Consider the following 17,074-nt stretch of genomic DNA (forward strand, 5'->3'; position numbering starts at 1 on the left):
CGACGGTCTAGACGATCGTGTAGCCACCGTCGATGGGCAGCGCCACGCCGCTGACCATCGCCGCGCCGGCGGACAGCAGGAACAAGATTGGCGCGACCACTTCGTCGACCTGCGCGAAACGCCCCAGCGGAATGTTCTTGAGCGCCGCCGCGCTCTTGGCCGGATCGGACCACGCCTGCTCGGCCATGGGCGTGAGCGTGACGGTCGGGTTCACGCTGTTCACGCGGATGCCGTGCGGCCCGAACTCGAGGCACAGCGCGCGCGTGACGGCGTCCATCGCCGCCTTCGCGGCGCTGTAGCAAAGGTGCGCATCGAGCGCGACCAGCGAAGCCTGGCTCGACACGTTGACGATGCTGCCGCGCATGCCGGCCGTGATCATGGCCCGGCCGCAGCGCGCGGCCACGAGCGCGGCGGCGCGTGCATTGACGGCCATCACGGCGTCGAAGCTCCCGGCCTGCAGGTCGATGGCGCGCTCGATGCGTGTGGTGCCAGCGCAGTTCACTACGAGGTCGAACGCGGGCAGCGGGGCGAGCGCCTCTTCCAATGCGGTGACGTCGGCCACGTCCAGGGCCAAGGGCAGGCAGCCGGACTCGGCTTGCAATGCTTCCAGCGCGTCGGCGTTGCGGCCCACGGCGGTGACCTGTGCGCCTGATTGGGCGAGCTGTGCGGCCACTGCGCGGCCGATGCCGCTGCTGGCGCCGGTCACGAGGGCGCGCTTGCCTGAGAAGTCGAAGGTGGGTGTCATGGTGTTCTGCTCATCAAAGGTGGTGGTTCAGGGCGAGTGCACAGGCCACCGGGTACTTCCCTCCGCGAATGTCCCCCGGCCTGCGGCCTCCTCCTTGATTTCGCTGCGGGAAGCACCCAGTGTCCTGCGCACGGGACGCAGCGCTGGTGTGCAGCCGATCAACGACCGCACTGCCCACGCTCACGTCGATGCGGTGCCTTGCGCAGCGAAATCAAGGAGGAGGGGCGAAGCCCCGGGGGACATTCGCGGAGCAAGGTACCGCGTCGGCGGGAGCGTCGCCCTGGACAGTGCGTGCGTCATCCCAACCGATGCATCGCATCACGCAACGCCGGGTACAGCGACGTGTAGATCTCGAAGCGCTCCCGGTAGACCGCCTGCGCCGCAGGCTCGGGCCGCGCGCGCTCTACCAGCGTGACCCAGCCACGCTCGGCGGTGGCTGCATCGACCAGCCCGGCACCGAGCGCTGCGAGCATCGCCGCGCCGAGGGCGGCCTCGACCTCTTCCTCGATCGTGAACACGCGGTAGCCCGTGACGTCCGCGACGATCTGCATCCACAGGTCGGAATGCGCGGCGCCGCCGACCACGATCAGGCGGTCGTCCAGCGGCTGGCCGCTGCGCCGGCCGGCCTCGATGTTGTGCTGCAGCGCGAAGCTCACGCCTTCGAGCACGGCGCGGTACAGGTGGGCGCGGCTGTGCGCGAGCGAGAGGCCGAGGAAGGCGCCCTTGGCCTGCGCGTCCCAGATCGGGCTGCGCTCGCCCATCAGGTAGGGCAGGAAGACCAGGCCGTCGGCGCCGGGCGGCACGTCGACCGCACGGCGTTCGATGAGGGCGTGTGCGTCTTCGCCGGTGCGCGCGGCCTCGGCCACTTCGGCCTGGCAGAAGGCTTCGCGGAACCAGGTGACGGCCGCGCCGGCCGTGATCGCGCCGCCGAACACGTAGCTGCGGTCCGCGCCGCGGTACACGTGCGGCATGGTGATGAGCTGGTGGCGCGCGTCCACCGTCGGGCTCACGAAGCCCCAGCACATGCTGGTGCCGATCATCGCGACATGGTCGCCGCTGCCGGTGACGCCCGCACAGAAGGTGGCCACCGCCGCATCGACGCCGCCGGCCATCAGCGGCATGCCTTCGCGCAGGCCCAGCTGCGTGGCCCACTCGGCGCTCAGGTGGCCCACCACCTCGCTCGATTCGACGAGCCGCGGCGGCATCATGCGCGCCGGAATGCCGAGCATGTCGAGCGCCTGCGCCGACCAGCGCCGCCGCGCCGCGTCGTACACGCCGCCGATGTTGCCGGCCGAGCTGTGATCGACCGCGAGTTGGCCCGTCAGCCGCCAGTTGATGTAGCTGTTGGGCGGCAGGAAGTGGTGCGTCTTCGCCCACACCTCGGGACGGTGCTCGCGCAGCCACAGCATCTTGGTGAAGCCGTAGTAGCTGTCGACGCCGTTACCGGTGATGGCCTGCAGCCGCGCCACGTCGACCGTCGCGTTCACCGCGTCGACCTCGGCGGTGGCGCGGCGGTCCATCCAGATGAGGCAAGGGTGCAGCGGACGCATGGCCTCGTCGACCGGGATGCCCGCGCCGCCGTAGAGGCTGCTCACGCACAGCGCGGCGATGTCGGCGGCAGCGACGCCGCTTTGCGCCACGCAGGCGCGCACGCTCTCGCACACGGCGTCGAACCAGACCTCGCAGTCCTGCTGCGCCCACAGCGGTTTCGGCGTCTCGGGCTGGTAGGCCACGCTCGCTTGCGCATGGACCTTGCCGTCGATGCCGACCAGCAGGCACTTGGTGCTCTGCGTGCCGATGTCGACGCCGATCACGTACGTCATGCCGCGCTGCCCGACGCCTGCGGTGCAGGCTTGAGCAGCACCTTGATCGAGTCGAGCGAGTTGGCCAGCGCGAAGGCGTGCTCCCATTCGGTCAGCGGGAAGTCGTGCGTCACGATGCCCTTCGAGGTGACAAGCCCGCGCGCCAGCAGGTCGATGGCGACCGGGTAGCAGTACGGGCCCAGGTGCGCGCCGCGCACGTCGAGTTCCTTGCGGTCGCCGATGATCGACCAGTCGGCGCTCGTCTCCGAACCGAACACGCTGAACTCGACGAAGCGGCCGAGCTTGCGGATCATGTCCAGGCCCTGCGTCACGCCGATGGGCGCGCCGGTGGTCTCGATGTACACGTCGCAGCCGTAGCCTTCGGTGAGGCCCTTGACGATGGCATCGGCGTTTTCGGTCTTCGGGTTGATGACGACGTCGGCGCCGTACTGCTTCGCGAGTGCCAGGCGCTCGGGCACGAGGTCGATCACGATCAGCTTCTTGGGCGTCTTGAGTGCTGCCACCTGCGTCATCATCAGTCCCAGCGGGCCGGCGCCGGCGATCACCACCACGTCGTCGAGCTGGAGCTCGCCGCGGTTCACGGTGTGGATCGCACAGGCCAGCGGCTCGATGATGGCCGCGTCTTCCAGTGAGATGCCGTCGGGGATCTTGTGCACGCGCGAGGTCGGCGGCAGGCGCATGTAGTCGGCCATGCCGCCATCGGCCACGACGCGCTGGAAGCCGAAGATGTGGTGCACCTCGCACATCCAGTATTTGCCGCTGGTGCAGAAGCGGCACTTGCCGCAGGGCACGATCTGCTCGGCGATCACGCGGTCGCCTTTCTCCACGCCGAAGTGCTCCGCCGCGCCTTCGCCCAGCGCCTCGACGTAGCCGAAGAACTCATGGCCGGGAATGACCGGCGCCTTGACCCACGAGGGCTGGCCGTCGCCGCCCCAGAACATCTTCGCGCCCGAGTGGCACTTGCAGTCGGAAGCGCAGATGCCGCAGGCCGCGATGGAAATGAGCAGTTCGTTCGGGCCGATGACGGGCATCGCGACGGTCTCGAGCCGGTAGTCCTTCGGGCCGTGGCACACGACGGCCTGCATGGCGGCGAGTTCGCCGATGGCGCCCGTGGCGCCGGGTTGGAGCTTTTGATACGACATGGATTCCTTGAGATCAGGAGGGGTGCGAAGAAGCGGAGGAGAAGAGGTCAGCGGCGGGCTTCACGGCTGATGAAGATGGCGAGCAGCACGATGCCGCCCTTGATGATCAGTTGCAGGTACGGCGACACGCCGATCATGTTGAGACCGTTGTTCAGCACCGCCAGCAGCAGCGCGCCGACCAGCGTGCCCACGATGGCGCCGCGGCCGCCCGCGATGGACGTGCCGCCCATCACCACCGCCGCGATGGCGTCGAGCTCGAAGCCCACGCCCACGCCGGGCTGGCCGCTGGTGACGCGCGCGGCCTGCACGATGCCTGCGACAGCGGCCGTGAGGCCGCTGAGCACATACACCAGCAGCTTGTAGCGCGACACGCGCACGCCCGACAGCCGCGTGGCTTCCTCGTTGCCGCCGATGGCGTACACGTAGCGGCCGAAGGGCGCCATGTTGAGCAGCACGTAGGCCACGAGGTAGGTGGCCAGCATGATGAGGATCGGCACCTTCAGGCCCGCGAGCGTGCCGCTGCCCAGGAAGGCGAACGACTCGGGCAGCCCGTCGATCGGGTAGCCGCCGGTGTAGATCAGGGCGATGCCGCGCGCGATGCCCATGGTGGCCAGCGTCACGATGATCGGCGGCATGCGCAGGTAGGCCACGCAGTAGCCGTTGAACAGGCCGATCACCGCGCCCACGCCGAGACCGAGCGGCACGGCGAGCACGGGCGGCAGGCCGAAGTGCACCATCAGCCCCGAGGCCAGCGTGCCCGACAGCGCCACCACCGCGCCCACCGAGAGGTCGATGCCGCCCGTGAGGATCGCGGCCGTCATGCCCACCGCGATGATCGCGTTGATGGACGACTGCAGCGCGATGTTCTGCAGGTTGCTCACCGAAAGGAAGTTGTCGGTCGCCACGATCATGAAGACCGAGATGGCGATGAGCCCGACCAGCGGCAGGAAGGCCGTGGAGCGGCGCAGCTGCGTGAAGAACCCGCCCGCGGGCACGGGCGGCGTGGGATGGGTGGCGGTGGCAGTCATGAGGGGCTTCCGGAGGAAGAGGGAAGGGAGGGAGAAGACGATGTCGCGTGGCGCATGATTTCGCCCGCGTTGATCGCGTCGCCCGTGAGCGTGGCCACGATGGCGCCGCCCGAGAAAACGGCGACGCGATCGCACAGGCCGACGATCTCGGGCAGCTCGCTGGAGATCATCAGGATCGACTTGCCCTGGCGCGTGAGTTCGCGCATCAGCTGGTAGATCTCGGCCTTGGCGCCCACGTCGATGCCGCGCGTGGGCTCGTCGAAGATCAGCACCTCGCAGTCGTGGCCGAGCCAGCGCGCGATCACCACCTTCTGCTGGTTGCCGCCCGACAGCGTGGCCACGCGGGTGTCGATGCCCGGCGCCTTCACGCCCACGCGGCGCGAGAGTTCATCGGCCGCGCGTTTCTCGGAAGTCGTGTCGACCACGCCCGCGCGGCGGTGTCGCCCGAGGTTGTTCAGCGAGATGTTGAAGCGGATCGTGAAGTCGGTGATCAGCCCTTCGACCTTGCGGCTTTCGGGCAGCAGGCCGATGCCGTGCGCGAGCGCCTGCGTCGGGTCGTCCAGGCGCACGGGCTGGCCGTTGCGCAGCACCGTCTTGCGGTGCGCGCGGTCGGCGCCCATCATGCCCAGCGCGAGTTCGGTGCGTCCCGAGCCCACCAGCCCCGCGAAGCCGAGGATCTCGCCCGCGTGCAGGTCGAAGCGGTTGACCGGGCCGTCCTTCACGAGCTGGATCTCGGGCACCTCGAGCACCTTGCGGCCGTTCGGCGCGGGCTGCGGCTTGGGCGGGAAGCTCTGTTCGATGCGCCGGCCCACCATCATCTCGACCAGCGCGTCCACGGTCGTGGCGGCCACGTCGGCGTGTCCGGCGTTGGCACCGTCGCGCAGCACGCTGATGCGGTCGCACACCTCGAAGATTTCATCGAGGTGGTGCGAGATGAAGATCATCGCCACGCCCCTGGCACGCAGCGCGCGCATCACCTTGAACAGGTGCTCGGCCTCGTTGGGCGTGAGCGTGGCGGTGGGTTCGTCGAGCACCAGCAGCCGCGCCTTCAGCGACAGCGCCTTGCCGATCTCGACGAACTGCTGCTGCGCCACCGAGAGCTGGCAGATCGGCACGCCGAGGTCGATCTGCACGCCCAGTTCGTCGAACACCGCGCGGGCTTCGCGCTGCATCGCCGCCTGGTCCATGAGGCCGAAGCGGTTCGTGAGGTAGCGGCCCAGGAAGATGTTCTCCACCGTGTTCAGGTACGGCACCAGGCTGAACTCCTGGAAGATGATGCCGATGCCCGCCGCGATGGCGTCGCCGTAGCCGGCGAAGTGGCACTCGGTGCCGTCGATGACGATGCGGCCCTCGTCGGCCTGGTGGATGCCACCGAGGATCTTCATCAGCGTCGACTTGCCCGCGCCGTTCTCGCCGAGCAGCGCGTGCACCTCGCCCTGGCGCACCGAGAGGTCGATGTTCGACAGGGCCTTCACGCCCGGGAAGCGCTTGGACACGCCTTCCAGCCGCAGCATCTCCCGGGGTGGTTCGTACGTGACGGTCACGGGCGGCGCGTCCGGCAACTTACCAGCTGAAGGTCTTGGCGCCTTCGGCGTCGATGAGCTTCACGTCGACCGGCACGGCCGCGGGCACGTTGGCGCCCCACTTCTTCGCCAGCGCGATGCCGATGGCCAGGCGGATCTGGTCGCGCGGGTACTGCGCGGTGGTGGCGATGAACTTCGAGCCCGCCTTCTGCATCGCCTTGATGGCTTCGGGCGCGCCGTCCACGCTGGTGAGCTTCACGTCCTTGCCGCTGGCTTCGATGGCGGCGAGGGCGCCCATCGAGCCGCCGTCGTTCACGCTGAACACGCCCTTGAGGTTCTTGTTCGCCTGCAGGATGTTCTCGGTCACGGTGAGCGCGGTGGCGCGCTCCTGCTTGCCGTTCTGCGTGCTCACGACCTTGATGCCGGGGTACTTGGCCAGCGCTTCGCGGCAGCCCTTCACGCGCTCCAGGATCGGCACGACCGGGATGCCGTCGAGGATGGCCACGTCGCCCTTCTCGCCGATGTTCTTCGCCAGGTACTCGCAGGCCAGGCGGCCGGCGTCGAGGTTCTTGGAGCCCACGAAGGAATCGACCGGACCCTGCGCGTTGGCGTCGACCGCCACCACGATCACGCCGGCCTTCTTGGCCGAGCGCACCGCCGACTGCACGCCGGCCGAGTCGGTCGGGTTCAGCAGCAGGATGTCGATCTTCTTCTGGATCATGTCTTCCACGTCGCCGATCTGCTTGGCCACGTCATGGCGCGCATCGGTGGTGGCCACGGTGGCGCCGATGCTGGCGGCGGCTTCTTCCAGGGCCTGCTTCATCGTCACGAAGTAGGGGTTGTTGAGTTCCTGGAAGGTCATGCCGATGCGCAGCGGCTGCTTGGGCGCCTGGGCCAGTGCGGCGGTGGTGCCGCAGGCCAGGGCGGCGACGAGGGCGGTGGCTTTGAGAAAGCTCTTCATTGGGTTGTCTCCTTGAGGTTGGTTGTGTGACGGTCTGCAAAAAACGCGGGCAAAGGGTCGCCCCGCGCGGCGCGCAAGGCGCCGCGCCAGGAACGACGCGGGGAACACGGGGGGCGGCGCGCTACGGCGGGCTGTTGGCGGCGCGCGATGCAGCGAGCTGCATGCGATGGAAGTGGCGGAACTTGGTCGGCGGCATGCGCTTGTGCAGCAGGAACTGCCGGTTGAAGTTCGACACGTTGTTGAAGCCCACGTCCATGCAGACGTCGAGCACGGGCTTGTCGCTGTTGGCGAGCAGTTCACAGGCGCGGCCGATGCGCAGCCGGTTCACGTAGCGCACGAACGACTGCCCCGTGTGCTTGCGAAACGACCGCGAGAACGCGCTCGGGCTCTGGCCCACCAGCTCGGCCAGCATCGGCTCGCGCAGCTCGTCGCCCAGGTTGGCGGCGATGTGGGCCAGCACGTTGTTGATCGCGTGCGACATGAAGGCCTTCGGGTCGGGCGTGAACGCGGGGCTGGCCAGCCGCTGGCGGTCGTCGCTGGCCACCAGCAGTTCGAACAGCGACAGCAGCAGCACCACGCGGCGCAGCCCGCGCGCCTCGAGCAGCGCTTCCATGATCGGCTTGGCCGCGGCGGCGGTGGCGGCCGAGAAGAGCAGGCCGGAGGCCGACTCGGCCAGCAGCGGCTCGATGCGGCGGAACTCGGGGAAGGTGGCCGCCATGTTGCGCACCAGCGCGGCCGGGAACTGGATCACGATGCCGCGGCGCTCGACGCTCTGGCCGGCGGGCACGTCGCTGATCCAGTTGTGCGGCAGGTCGGGGCCCATGAACACGAGGTTGCCCGGCTCGAAGTGGCCGACGTGGTCGCCCACGAAGTACACGCCCTGGGTCTCGACGATCAGCTGGATCTCGTACTCGGGGTGGAAGTGCCAGCGCACCGTGCGATACGGATAGCCGTGCGCCCAGGCGGTGAACGATTCGTCACCTTGGACTTCGACGATTTCCAGATCGGGTTGCATGGCCGGCGGTCTTTCCTCTGTGGTGTGGCCCCGGGTTGGGGGTGAGGCGGACTGTACGAATCGCTCCGGATGCCAACAACCAGCGTTGGGGTGCGCAACTGATACTTTTTTGAGTCGCGGTCCTGCCTGGTAGTGAAGGGCGCGACGACGCGCTGCGCTGCAGCAAACCCCTTTCTCCTCGGGGCGTGGCGCATGCCGGAGCGCAATTGCTGCGGTGCAAAAGAGCCGCTTCGCGCCGTGTCAAGATTTCATAGGTGTTTTCCCGGCCCGACGCGGTATCCGGGGCGGCACGGCACACTCGAAAGCCATGACGCAAAGCTCTCTTTCCCCTCCGGCCGCGGGTCCGCTGGCCGGCCTCAAGGTCGTCGAACTCGGGCAACTGATCGCCGGCCCCTTCGCGGCGCGCACGCTGGCCGACTTCGGCGCCGACGTGGTCAAGATCGAGCCGCCCGGCGTAGGCGACCCGCTGCGCACCTGGCGGCTGCTGAAGGACGGCACCTCCGTCTGGTGGCAGGTGCAGTCGCGCAACAAGCGCTCGCTGGCGCTGGACCTGCGCCAGCCCGAGGCGCAGGCCATCGTGCGCCAGCTCGCGGCCGAGGCCGACGTGCTGGTCGAGAACTTCCGACCCGGCGCGATGGAAGGCTGGGGCCTCGGGCCCGACGAACTGCTGGCCGCCAACCCCGCGCTCGTGATGCTGCGCATCAGCGGCTACGGCCAGACCGGCCCCTACCGCGACCGCCCCGGCTTCGGCGTGGTGGCCGAGGCCATGGGCGGGCTGCGCCACCTCACGGGCGAACCGGGTCGCGTGCCGGTGCGCGTGGGCGTGTCGATCGGCGACACGCTGGCCTCACTGCATGGCGTGATCGGCGTGCTGATGGCCATGCAGCATCGCCACGCCACCGTGAGCGCCGAATTTCCGAAGGGGCGGGGCCAGGTGGTCGACGTCGCGCTGTACGAGGCGGTCTTCAACTGCATGGAAAGCCTGCTGCCCGAGTACGCCGAATTCGGCGCGGTGCGCGAGGCCGCCGGCAGCGCGCTGCCGGGCATTGCGCCCACCAACGCCTACCGCTGCGCGGACGGCGGCTACGCCATCGTCGCCGGCAACGGCGACAGCATCTTCAAGCGGCTCATGGCCTGCATCGGCCGGCCGGACCTCGCGGCCGACCCGGCGCTGGCCGGCAACACCGGGCGCGTGGCGCAGGTCGGGATGCTCGACGCCGCCATCGGCGACTGGGCCGCGCAGCGCACGGTGACCGAGGTGCTGGCCGCGCTCGATGCGGCGCACGTGCCGGCCGGGCGCATCTACACCATCGCCGACATCGCAGCCGACCCGCACTACGCCGCGCGCGGCATGCTGCAAGAGGTGAAGATGCCCGACGGCAGCGCGCTCGCGGTGCCCGGCTTCGTGCCCAAGCTGTCGCTCACGCCGGCCGGCCACCGGCGCAATGCGCCGGCGCTGGGGGCGGACACGCAGGCGGTGCTGGAGGAGATCGGGTTGAGCGCCGAGCAGATCGCCGCGCTGCAGGAACGCGGGATCGTCGGCTGATCGGTCAGCCTCGGAGGGACTCGATCAGGTCGATGTATTTTTGCTTCGCCTCGTCGGCGGTGGCGCCCTTCTGGGCGGTCCACGCGTCCCACTTGGCGCGCGCGACGATGTCGCTGAAGCTGGGCTTCTTGGCGGTGTTGTCGCCTTCGGTCGCCTGCTTGAACAGGGCGTAGATCTTCAGCAGCGTCGGGTTGTCGGGGCGCTCGGCCAGCAGCTTGGAGTTGGCCTGGGCGGCTTCGAATTGGGCGTTGAGGTCGGACATGGCGGTCGGGAAGAAGGTCGGAAACCGCGCATCTTAAATGGATTGGTACCAAGTGGTACCAATTGCGAGCATTCGGGCCTTTCAGTCCGTCAGCCCCGCCCGCGCCAGCTCCACATCCAACCGCTCCCGCGCATCCGCCGGCGTCAGCGCTGCCGCCTTCTCGTACAGCCCGTTCGCCTCGCCAAGGCGCGACTCGCCGTGCAGCATCAGCAGCGCACGCGCGTACTCCATCATCCCGGCCGCCGACTGCGGATGCAGCGCCAGCCCGCGCTCGAACAGCTCGATCGAGGTTTCGGCGCGCACGCCGTACGTCATGCGCCCAACCAGCGCGCCGACCTTGTCGATCACTTCGGCGTGGAAGGCGGCCAGCGCGAGGTGCGCGTCGCCGTGCTCCGGCTGCAGTTCGATCACGTGCTCCAGCGCGCCCTTGAGCTTGGTGCCCAGGCCCTGCGCCAGGGCGCGCGCCACGCTGATGCCCTGGCTGTAGCGGCCCAGCGCGTAGGCCTGCCAGTACAGCGCCTGGCAGTTGTCGGGTTCGGCCGCGACCTGTGCGCCGGCGCGTTCGATCACCTGGCGGAACATGGCGAGCCGCACGGCCTCGCGCGGCTCCAGGTAGTTGGCGTAGATGGCGGTCGCCTGGTTGGCGAGCGCCAGGCCGTCGGGGCCGTGGCGCAAGCCGAGGGCGGCGGCGCGTTCGAACTCGCCGCTGTGGTACAGCGCCCAGCCTTCGGCCAGCGGCGCGTCGGGCGCGGGCGGCGGCAGTGCGTGGCCGGCGTGCAGGCGCTGCCAGTGGGCGAGCAGGCTGCGCGCGTCGTAGCGGGGCACGTCGGGGTAGGGAAGGGGCGTCCAGGGTTCGGTGCCGGCGGTGGCCGTGGCCGCGGCAGGGCCGGCGGACAGCAGCGAGAGCGGTTTGAAATCGGAGTGGGGCATGGATGTTCTAGGCCGCCATATCGACAGTCGGTGGCACGGGGCTGGGGTTGCTGGCGGCGCTTTCGCCGTTGTAGGCATTGCTCAGCGCCAGCAGGTGGCGGCGCTGGTCGCGTGCGAGGTAGGGCGCGAGCAGGTGCAGCGTGTGGTGGCCGCCACGCATCAGCGCGCCCTGCGCGTGCGCGGGCTCCAGCGCCTGGCGCGGGTTGCGCACGTACTCGTAGCTGAGCCAGTAGGTCAGCACCACGACCATGCTCTGGGCCAGCGTGTCGACCTCGTGCGCGTCGATCTCCAGGTGGCCGGCGCGGCTCAGGCCGGCGATCAGCTGGCGGATGGCGCGTGCCTTGTTCTTGAGCACGAGCTGGAACTGGGTCTCCAGGTGCCGGTTCTTGCTCAGCAGGTCGTTGAGGTCGCGGTACAGGAAGCGGTAGCGCCAGATCAGCTCGAACAGGCTGTGCATGAAGAACCAGGCGTCCTCCACGTCGTGCACGCCTTCGCTGGCGTGCAGCAGCTCGTTGAGCTCGGCTTCGTAGCCTTCGTAGAGCTTGTTGATCAGCTCTTCCTTGGCGGGGTAGTGGTAGTAGAGATTGCCGGGGCTGATGTTCAGCTCGCCGGCCACCAGCGTGGTCGACACGTTCGGTTCCCCGAAGCGGTTGAACAAATCCAATGCGGCTTCGAGGATGCGTTGCGCAGTGCGGCGTGGCGCCTTCTTTGCCATGTCGGTGCCCCCGTGGTTTCTCTTGGTCTTGGGGGCACTCTAGCGCATGTGCGCTGCACCATGAACGGTGCGGGACATGTTTTGCGGCGCTGAATTTTTGTGCAGTGCCGCAATTACAGAACGATGTCAGCCGGCCTTGGTGCGGCGCAGGGTCTTCTTGGCGGCGGGGGCCGGTGCGGCCTTGCGCGAGGCGCGCACGGGCAAGGTCTTTGCGTCGCGCTGCTTGAGCTGGGCTTCGAGCGCCTCGACGCGCGCCTGCAGTGCGGCCACGTCGGCGGCCGAGGGCACGCCGAGCTTTTCGAGCGCGCGCGCCACGCGGTCTTCGAAGATGTTCTCGAGCTTGCCCCACTGGCCGGCGGCCTTGGTGCCGAACTCGCTGGCGAAGCCGGCCATGCGCTGCTGGGCCTGGGCCAGGGTTTCCTCGGCGGCCTGCTGGGTCTTCTTCTGCATGCCGGCGCCGTCCTTGACCAGCGCCTCGAAGGCCTTGCTGCCTTCCTGCTGCATCTTGGCGAAGGCGCCGAGGCCGGCCAGCCAGATCTGCTGGGCCGAGTCCTTGATGCGGTCGGTCTTGTCGTTGCTGTCGTCGTCTCGGGAGGTGGCCATGCGGTGTGTTCCTTGGGATGCAATCACACGACTCTAGCCGCCCGGGCGCGCTGTGGTTAGGGCGCGCCGCCTATCCCCGCGCCCGTGATCAGGGCGTGCCGCCGGCGGCGCGGCTGGCGTCCAGGTGCGCCTTGGCGCGCTCGGCCAGCGCCATTTCGCCGGGGGTGCCGGGCACGAAGGCTTCCACCGGCAGCGGCCGGCCGTGCGAGTCGACCGAGACGAACACGATCAGGCATTCGGTGGTCTTTTCCATCACGCCGCCCTTCATGTCGCCGCTGCGCACCTCGACCGAGATGTTCATGCTGGTCTTGCCGGTGTAGGCCAGGCGGGCCTCGACCTCGACCAGGTCGCCGATCATGATCGGCCGGTGAAAGCGGATGCTGCCGATGAAGGCGGTGACGCAGTAGCGCTTGGCCCAGCTGGTGGCGCAGGCGTAGCCGGCCTCGTCGATCCACTTCATGACCGTGCCGCCGTGGACCTTGCCGCCGAAGTTGACGGTGCTGGGTTCGGCCAGGAATCGGAGGGTGATGGAAGACATGGGGCGCCTTTTTTCTGTGGGCTGTGGGTGGGGAGCCGCGATTATGCGAGCGCCCGGGCGTCCTTTGGCGCTCGCCCGCCGCTGTTCAGCTGCCGCTGAACAGCTGGGCCAGCGTGCGGCGCAGCCAGGCGTTGCCCGGGTCGGCATGAAAGCGCTCGTGCCAGTGCTGCTTGACGGCGTAGGCCGGCAGCGTGAAGGGCGGCGCCAGCACCTTCACCGGCTCCTGCGTGGCCAGCACGTTGCCCAGGATGCGCGGCACCACCACGATCAGCTCGGTGTGGGCCACGATGCGCGCCACGCTCAGGAAGCTCGACAGCCGCACCACCACGTTGCGCTTGAGGCCCAGGCGCGCGATGGTGGTGTCGACGATGGCGTGCCCCGTGCCCGAGCTGGACACCACCGCGTGCGCTTCTTCCTCGAAGCGCTTGCGCGTGAGCTTGGCGCCGATGCGCGGATGATTCTGCGCCGCCAGGCAGACGAAGTTCTGCATGAACAGCACCTGCTGGTAGAAGCCCGCGTCCAGCTGCGGCATGAAGCCCACGGCCAGGTCGACGTCGCCGTCCTGCAGGCGGCGGCCGCTGTGGGTGGAGATGATCTCGGTCTCGATGTGCACGCCCGGCGCCGCATGGCGCAGGTGGTCGAGCAGGCCGGGCAGCAGCACCACCTCGCTGATGTCGGTCATGCAGATGCGAAAGCGCCGCTGCGCGCGCGCCGGCTCGAAGCTGCTGCGGTTGCCCTGGGCCTGCGCCAGCTGCGCCAGCGCCTCGCGCAGGTTCGGGTAGATGCGCTCGGCGTGCGGCGTGGGCTGCATGCCCTGTGCGGTGCGGGTGAACAGGCGGTCGTCGAAGTGCGCGCGCAGTTTGTTCAGCGCCGTGCTGGCGGCCGCCTGCGCCATGCCCAGGCGCTCGGCGGCCTTGGTGACGTTGCCGGTCTTGTAGACCTCGTCGAACACGGCGAGCCATTCGAGATCGAGCTTGGACATGGGATGAGGCGGGCTGGAGCCCTGAAGGCGAAAGCGAAAGGCACCATTATCGAAATTTCGAATTCCGTGTATTGGCACGCGGTCTTGAGGAAATAGTGGTGCGGGTCAACAATGCCGCCAACGGAGACACCGACCCCATGAACCCCGCTTCTTCCCATGCCGCCAGCGCACCGGCCAACGCCGCCGAGCGCCGCGACTACTACGCCCGCATCCGCCCGCTGAACCTCTCGCCGCTGTGGGAGTCGCTGCACGTGCTGGTGCCGCGCGAACCCGCGAGCCCGTGCGTGCCCGCGCTGTGGCGCTACGACGAGATCCGCCCGCTGCTCATGGAGTCGGCCGACCTCATCACCGCCGAAGAGGCCGTGCGCCGCGTGCTGGTGCTCGAGAACCCGGCGCTGCCCGGCAACGCGTCGATCACGCAGTCGATCTACGCCGGCCTGCAGCTCATCATGCCGGGCGAGGTGGCACCGTCGCACCGCCATGTGCAGTCGGCGCTGCGCTTCATCGTCGACGGCAAGGGTGCCTACACCACCGTGGGCGGCGAGCGTACGACGATGCACCCCGGCGACTTCATCATCACGCCCTCGTGGGCCTGGCACGACCACGGCAACGAAGGCATCGAAGGCGTGACCGAGCCGGTGGTCTGGCTCGACGGGCTCGACATTCCCATGCTGCGCTTCTTCGACGCCGGCTTCGCCGAGAACGACGACGCCAAGGTGCAGCACGTGGCGCGGCCCGAAGGCCACAGCCTGACGCGCTTCGGCCACAACATGGTGCCGGTGCGGCACGACCACACCTCGGCCACCTCGCCGATCTTCAACTACCCCTACCTGCGCAGCCGCGAGGCGCTGGCGCAATTGCAGAAGCAGGAAGCGCCCGACGCCTGGCTCGGCCACAAGCTGCGCTACATCAACCCGCTGACGGGCGGCTCGCCGATGCCGACCATCTCGACCCAGCTGCAGCTGCTGCCCAAGGGCTTCGCGGGCCAGGCGCACCGCGCCACCGACGGCACCGTCTACAGCGTGGTCGAAGGCCACGGCACGGCCGAGATCGCCGGCCAGCGTTTCGACTTCGGCCCGCGCGACACCTTCGTCGTGCCCTCGTGGGCGCCGCTGCGTCTGTCGTCGCCGAACGAAGACACCGTGCTCTTCAGTTTTTCCGACCGCCCCGTGCAGCAGGCCATGGGCATCCTGCGCGAAGCCTTTCTCGAAGACGCCTGAAAGCGCGGCGACCCTCTTCCTTCTTTTTCTTGTTGTTTGTCTGATGTGCCGTCCCGTGCGGCAGGAGCTTCCATGTCCTTCGTCTTCACGCCCCCTTCCATCGTCGGCCTGCCCATCGTCGGCTCCGACCAGCAGTTCCCCGTGCGCCGCGTCTACTGCGTGGGCCGCAACTACGCGGCGCATGCGCGCGAGATGGGCTTCGACCCCGACCGCGAACCGCCGTTCTTCTTCTGCAAGCCGAACGACGACGCCTCGGTCGTGCCCGTGGCCGAAGGCACCATCGGCGCCGTGCCGTACCCCTCGCTCACGAGCAACTACCACTACGAAGCCGAGCTGGTGGTCGCCATCGGCAAGGGCGGCAAGGACATTCCTGTCGACCAGGCCGCCAGCCACATCCACAGCTACGCCGTGGGCCTGGACATGACGCGCCGCGACCTGCAGATGAAGATGCGCGAAGCCGGCCGCCCCTGGGAGATCGGCAAGGCCTTCGACTTCTCGGCCCCCATCGCGCCGCTGCGCATGCTGGCCGACGTGGGCGAGATCAACGCCGGCGCCATCACGCTCGAGGTCGACGGCCAGGTGCGCCAGAACAGCGACATCACGCACCTGATCTGGTCGGTGAACGAGGTCATCGCCAACCTCTCGACGCTGTTCGCGCTGCAGCCCGGCGACCTGATCTTCACGGGCACGCCCGAAGGCGTGGGCGCGGTGAAGCCGGGCCAGACGATCAAGGTCAGCATCGAGCGCCTGCCGTCCCTCACCGTGCGCATCGACTGAGTTTCCCGGCCCGCGCATGACCCTCTCGAAGCATCCTCCCTCCGTGCTGCTCGTCGGCGGCGGCATCGGCGGCATGGCGGCCGCGCTCGCGCTCGCACGCCTGGGCGTGGCCATCGACCTGCTCGAACAGAGCGCCGTCATCGGCGAGATCGGCGCCGGCCTGCAGCTCGGCCCCAACGCCTTCGCGGCGCTCGACGCGCTGGGCGTGGGTGAGGCCGTGCGCCGCAGCTCGGTGTTCACCGACCGGCTCGTGATGATGGACGCGGTCGACTGCAGTGAAGTCGCCTCGGTGCCCGTCGGCGAGGCCTTCCGCGCGCGCTTCGGCAATCCGTACGCCGTGAGCCACCGCGCCGACCTGCACGGCGCGATCCATGAGGCCGTGAAGCAGCATCCGCTGATCCGCTTCCACACCTCGGCGCAGGTCGAGGCGATCGACATCGGCGCGCACGGCGTCACGGCCGTCACGCGCGACGGCCGCCGTTTCCAGGCCGACGCCATCGTCGGCTGCGACGGCGTGAAGTCGGTGGTGCGTGCCAAGCTCATCGGCGACGCGCCGCGCGTGTCGGGCCACGTGGTCTACCGCGCCGTCGTGCCCGCGGCCGACATGCCCGCCGACCTGCAATGGAACGCGCCCGTGGTCTGGGCCGGCCCGAACTGCCACCTCGTGCATTACCCGCTGCGCCACGGCGAGCAGTACAACCTGGTCGTCACCTTCCACAGCCGTGAAGAAGAAGAGTGGGGCGTCACCGACGGCAGCAAGGACGAGGTGCTGTCGTACTTCGAAGGCGTGCATGCGCGCCCGCGCCAGCTGCTCGATCGCCCGACCTCGTGGCGCCGCTGGAGCACCGCCGACCGCGACCCCGTCGAGCGCTGGAGCGACGGCCCGGCTACGCTGCTGGGCGACGCGGCGCATCCCATGATGCAGTACCTCGCGCAGGGCGCCTGCATGGCGCTCGAAGACGCCGTGACGCTCGGCGAGGCCGTGAAGGCCTGCGACTTCGACATGACCGCCGCCTTCCAGCGCTACGAACAGGCCCGCATCGCACGCTGCGCGCGCGTCGTGCTGTCGGTGCGCGAGATGGGGCGCCTGTACCACGCCCAGGGCGTGGAGCGCCTGGTGCGCAACAGCTTGTGGACCGGGCGCACGCCCGAACGCTTCTACGATGCGGTCGAATGGCTGTACGCCTGGCGACCCGAGCACTGCCTGGGCGATGCGCCCGCGCCGCGCTGACACGGTTTTTCTGCAATATCCCTACCAACGAGG

17 protein-coding genes are annotated in these 17,074 nt (G+C 69.0%); 4 read left to right on the forward strand and 13 right to left on the reverse strand.

From position 1 onward, the window contains the following. Window positions 1–7: 7 nt before the first annotated feature. From AC07SQ_RS14715 to AC07SQ_RS14745, 7 genes are all read right to left on the reverse strand, one after another. Window positions 8–745: an SDR family oxidoreductase gene (locus AC07SQ_RS14715; RefSeq protein ID WP_495273264.1), complete on the reverse strand. Its 738-nt coding sequence runs from the start codon at window positions 743–745 to the stop codon at window positions 8–10. A 296-nt stretch (window positions 746–1,041) separates the two neighbouring features. Further along, complete coding sequence (locus AC07SQ_RS14720; RefSeq protein WP_495273050.1) at window positions 1,042–2,568, reverse strand: FGGY-family carbohydrate kinase; 1,527 nt, start codon at window positions 2,566–2,568, stop codon at window positions 1,042–1,044. Beyond that, the gene (locus AC07SQ_RS14725) at window positions 2,565–3,710 is read right to left on the reverse strand and encodes an alcohol dehydrogenase catalytic domain-containing protein (RefSeq protein WP_495273051.1); all 1,146 of its coding nucleotides are present in this window, start codon (window positions 3,708–3,710) and stop codon (window positions 2,565–2,567) included. Before AC07SQ_RS14725 ends, AC07SQ_RS14720 begins: the two co-directional genes overlap by 4 nt. A 47-nt stretch (window positions 3,711–3,757) precedes the next feature. Next, window positions 3,758–4,738 carry an ABC transporter permease gene (locus AC07SQ_RS14730; protein ID WP_495273052.1) on the reverse strand — a complete coding sequence of 327 codons (981 nt, stop codon included), beginning with the start codon at window positions 4,736–4,738 and terminating at the stop codon, window positions 3,758–3,760. Then, window positions 4,735–6,252, reverse strand: a complete 1,518-nt coding sequence (locus AC07SQ_RS14735) for a sugar ABC transporter ATP-binding protein (RefSeq protein WP_495273160.1) — start codon at window positions 6,250–6,252, stop codon at window positions 4,735–4,737. The genes AC07SQ_RS14730 and AC07SQ_RS14735 overlap by 4 nt, the downstream gene beginning before the upstream one ends. Window positions 6,253–6,301: 49 nt before the next feature. Next, a complete protein-coding gene (locus AC07SQ_RS14740) occupies window positions 6,302–7,222 on the reverse strand; it encodes an ABC transporter substrate-binding protein (RefSeq protein WP_495273053.1) in 921 nt (306 codons plus the stop codon). 121 nt (window positions 7,223–7,343) lie between these two features. Further along, window positions 7,344–8,237, reverse strand: coding sequence for a helix-turn-helix domain-containing protein (locus AC07SQ_RS14745; RefSeq protein ID WP_062476111.1), 894 nt, complete (start codon window positions 8,235–8,237; stop codon window positions 7,344–7,346). Between the two features lie 307 nt (window positions 8,238–8,544). Between AC07SQ_RS14745 and AC07SQ_RS14750 the strand changes: the two genes are divergently transcribed. Then, entirely contained in the window at window positions 8,545–9,783 is a 1,239-nt protein-coding gene (locus AC07SQ_RS14750) for a CaiB/BaiF CoA transferase family protein (RefSeq protein ID WP_495273054.1), read from the forward strand. A gap of 4 nt (window positions 9,784–9,787) precedes the next feature. Here the strand turns inward: AC07SQ_RS14750 and AC07SQ_RS14755 are convergent, their stop codons facing one another. The 6 genes from AC07SQ_RS14755 to AC07SQ_RS14780 form a co-directional block, all read right to left on the reverse strand. Further along, window positions 9,788–10,045 carry an acyl-CoA-binding protein gene (locus tag AC07SQ_RS14755; protein WP_062476104.1) on the reverse strand — a complete coding sequence of 86 codons (258 nt, stop codon included), beginning with the start codon at window positions 10,043–10,045 and terminating at the stop codon, window positions 9,788–9,790. Between the two features lie 81 nt (window positions 10,046–10,126). Next, window positions 10,127–10,975 (reverse strand): tetratricopeptide repeat protein, encoded by an 849-nt coding sequence (locus AC07SQ_RS14760; RefSeq protein WP_172438466.1) that lies wholly within the window; start codon window positions 10,973–10,975, stop codon window positions 10,127–10,129. A gap of 7 nt (window positions 10,976–10,982) precedes the next feature. Next, entirely contained in the window at window positions 10,983–11,690 is a 708-nt protein-coding gene (locus AC07SQ_RS14765; protein WP_495273055.1) for a TetR/AcrR family transcriptional regulator, read from the reverse strand. A 126-nt stretch (window positions 11,691–11,816) separates the two neighbouring features. Then, window positions 11,817–12,293, reverse strand: a complete 477-nt coding sequence (locus tag AC07SQ_RS14770; protein ID WP_495273056.1) for a phasin family protein — start codon at window positions 12,291–12,293, stop codon at window positions 11,817–11,819. Window positions 12,294–12,381: 88 nt separating this feature from the next. Then, complete coding sequence (locus AC07SQ_RS14775) at window positions 12,382–12,831, reverse strand: acyl-CoA thioesterase (protein ID WP_062476095.1); 450 nt, start codon at window positions 12,829–12,831, stop codon at window positions 12,382–12,384. An 85-nt stretch (window positions 12,832–12,916) separates the two neighbouring features. Beyond that, complete coding sequence (locus AC07SQ_RS14780) at window positions 12,917–13,813, reverse strand: LysR family transcriptional regulator (protein ID WP_062476092.1); 897 nt, start codon at window positions 13,811–13,813, stop codon at window positions 12,917–12,919. A 137-nt stretch (window positions 13,814–13,950) separates the two neighbouring features. Between AC07SQ_RS14780 and gtdA the strand changes: the two genes are divergently transcribed. The 3 genes from gtdA (at window position 13,951) to AC07SQ_RS14795 (ending at window position 17,041) form a co-directional block, all read left to right on the forward strand. Beyond that, window positions 13,951–15,033, forward strand: coding sequence for a gentisate 1,2-dioxygenase (gene gtdA, locus AC07SQ_RS14785; protein WP_495273057.1), 1,083 nt, complete (start codon window positions 13,951–13,953; stop codon window positions 15,031–15,033). A gap of 72 nt (window positions 15,034–15,105) precedes the next feature. Then, window positions 15,106–15,810: a fumarylacetoacetate hydrolase family protein gene (locus AC07SQ_RS14790; protein WP_495273058.1), complete on the forward strand. Its 705-nt coding sequence runs from the start codon at window positions 15,106–15,108 to the stop codon at window positions 15,808–15,810. 16 nt (window positions 15,811–15,826) lie between these two features. Then, window positions 15,827–17,041: a 3-hydroxybenzoate 6-monooxygenase gene (locus AC07SQ_RS14795; RefSeq protein WP_495273059.1), complete on the forward strand. Its 1,215-nt coding sequence runs from the start codon at window positions 15,827–15,829 to the stop codon at window positions 17,039–17,041. Window positions 17,042–17,074: the final 33 nt, after the last annotated feature.

This window comes from Variovorax sp. GW821-FHT06D12 (assembly GCF_059419205.1).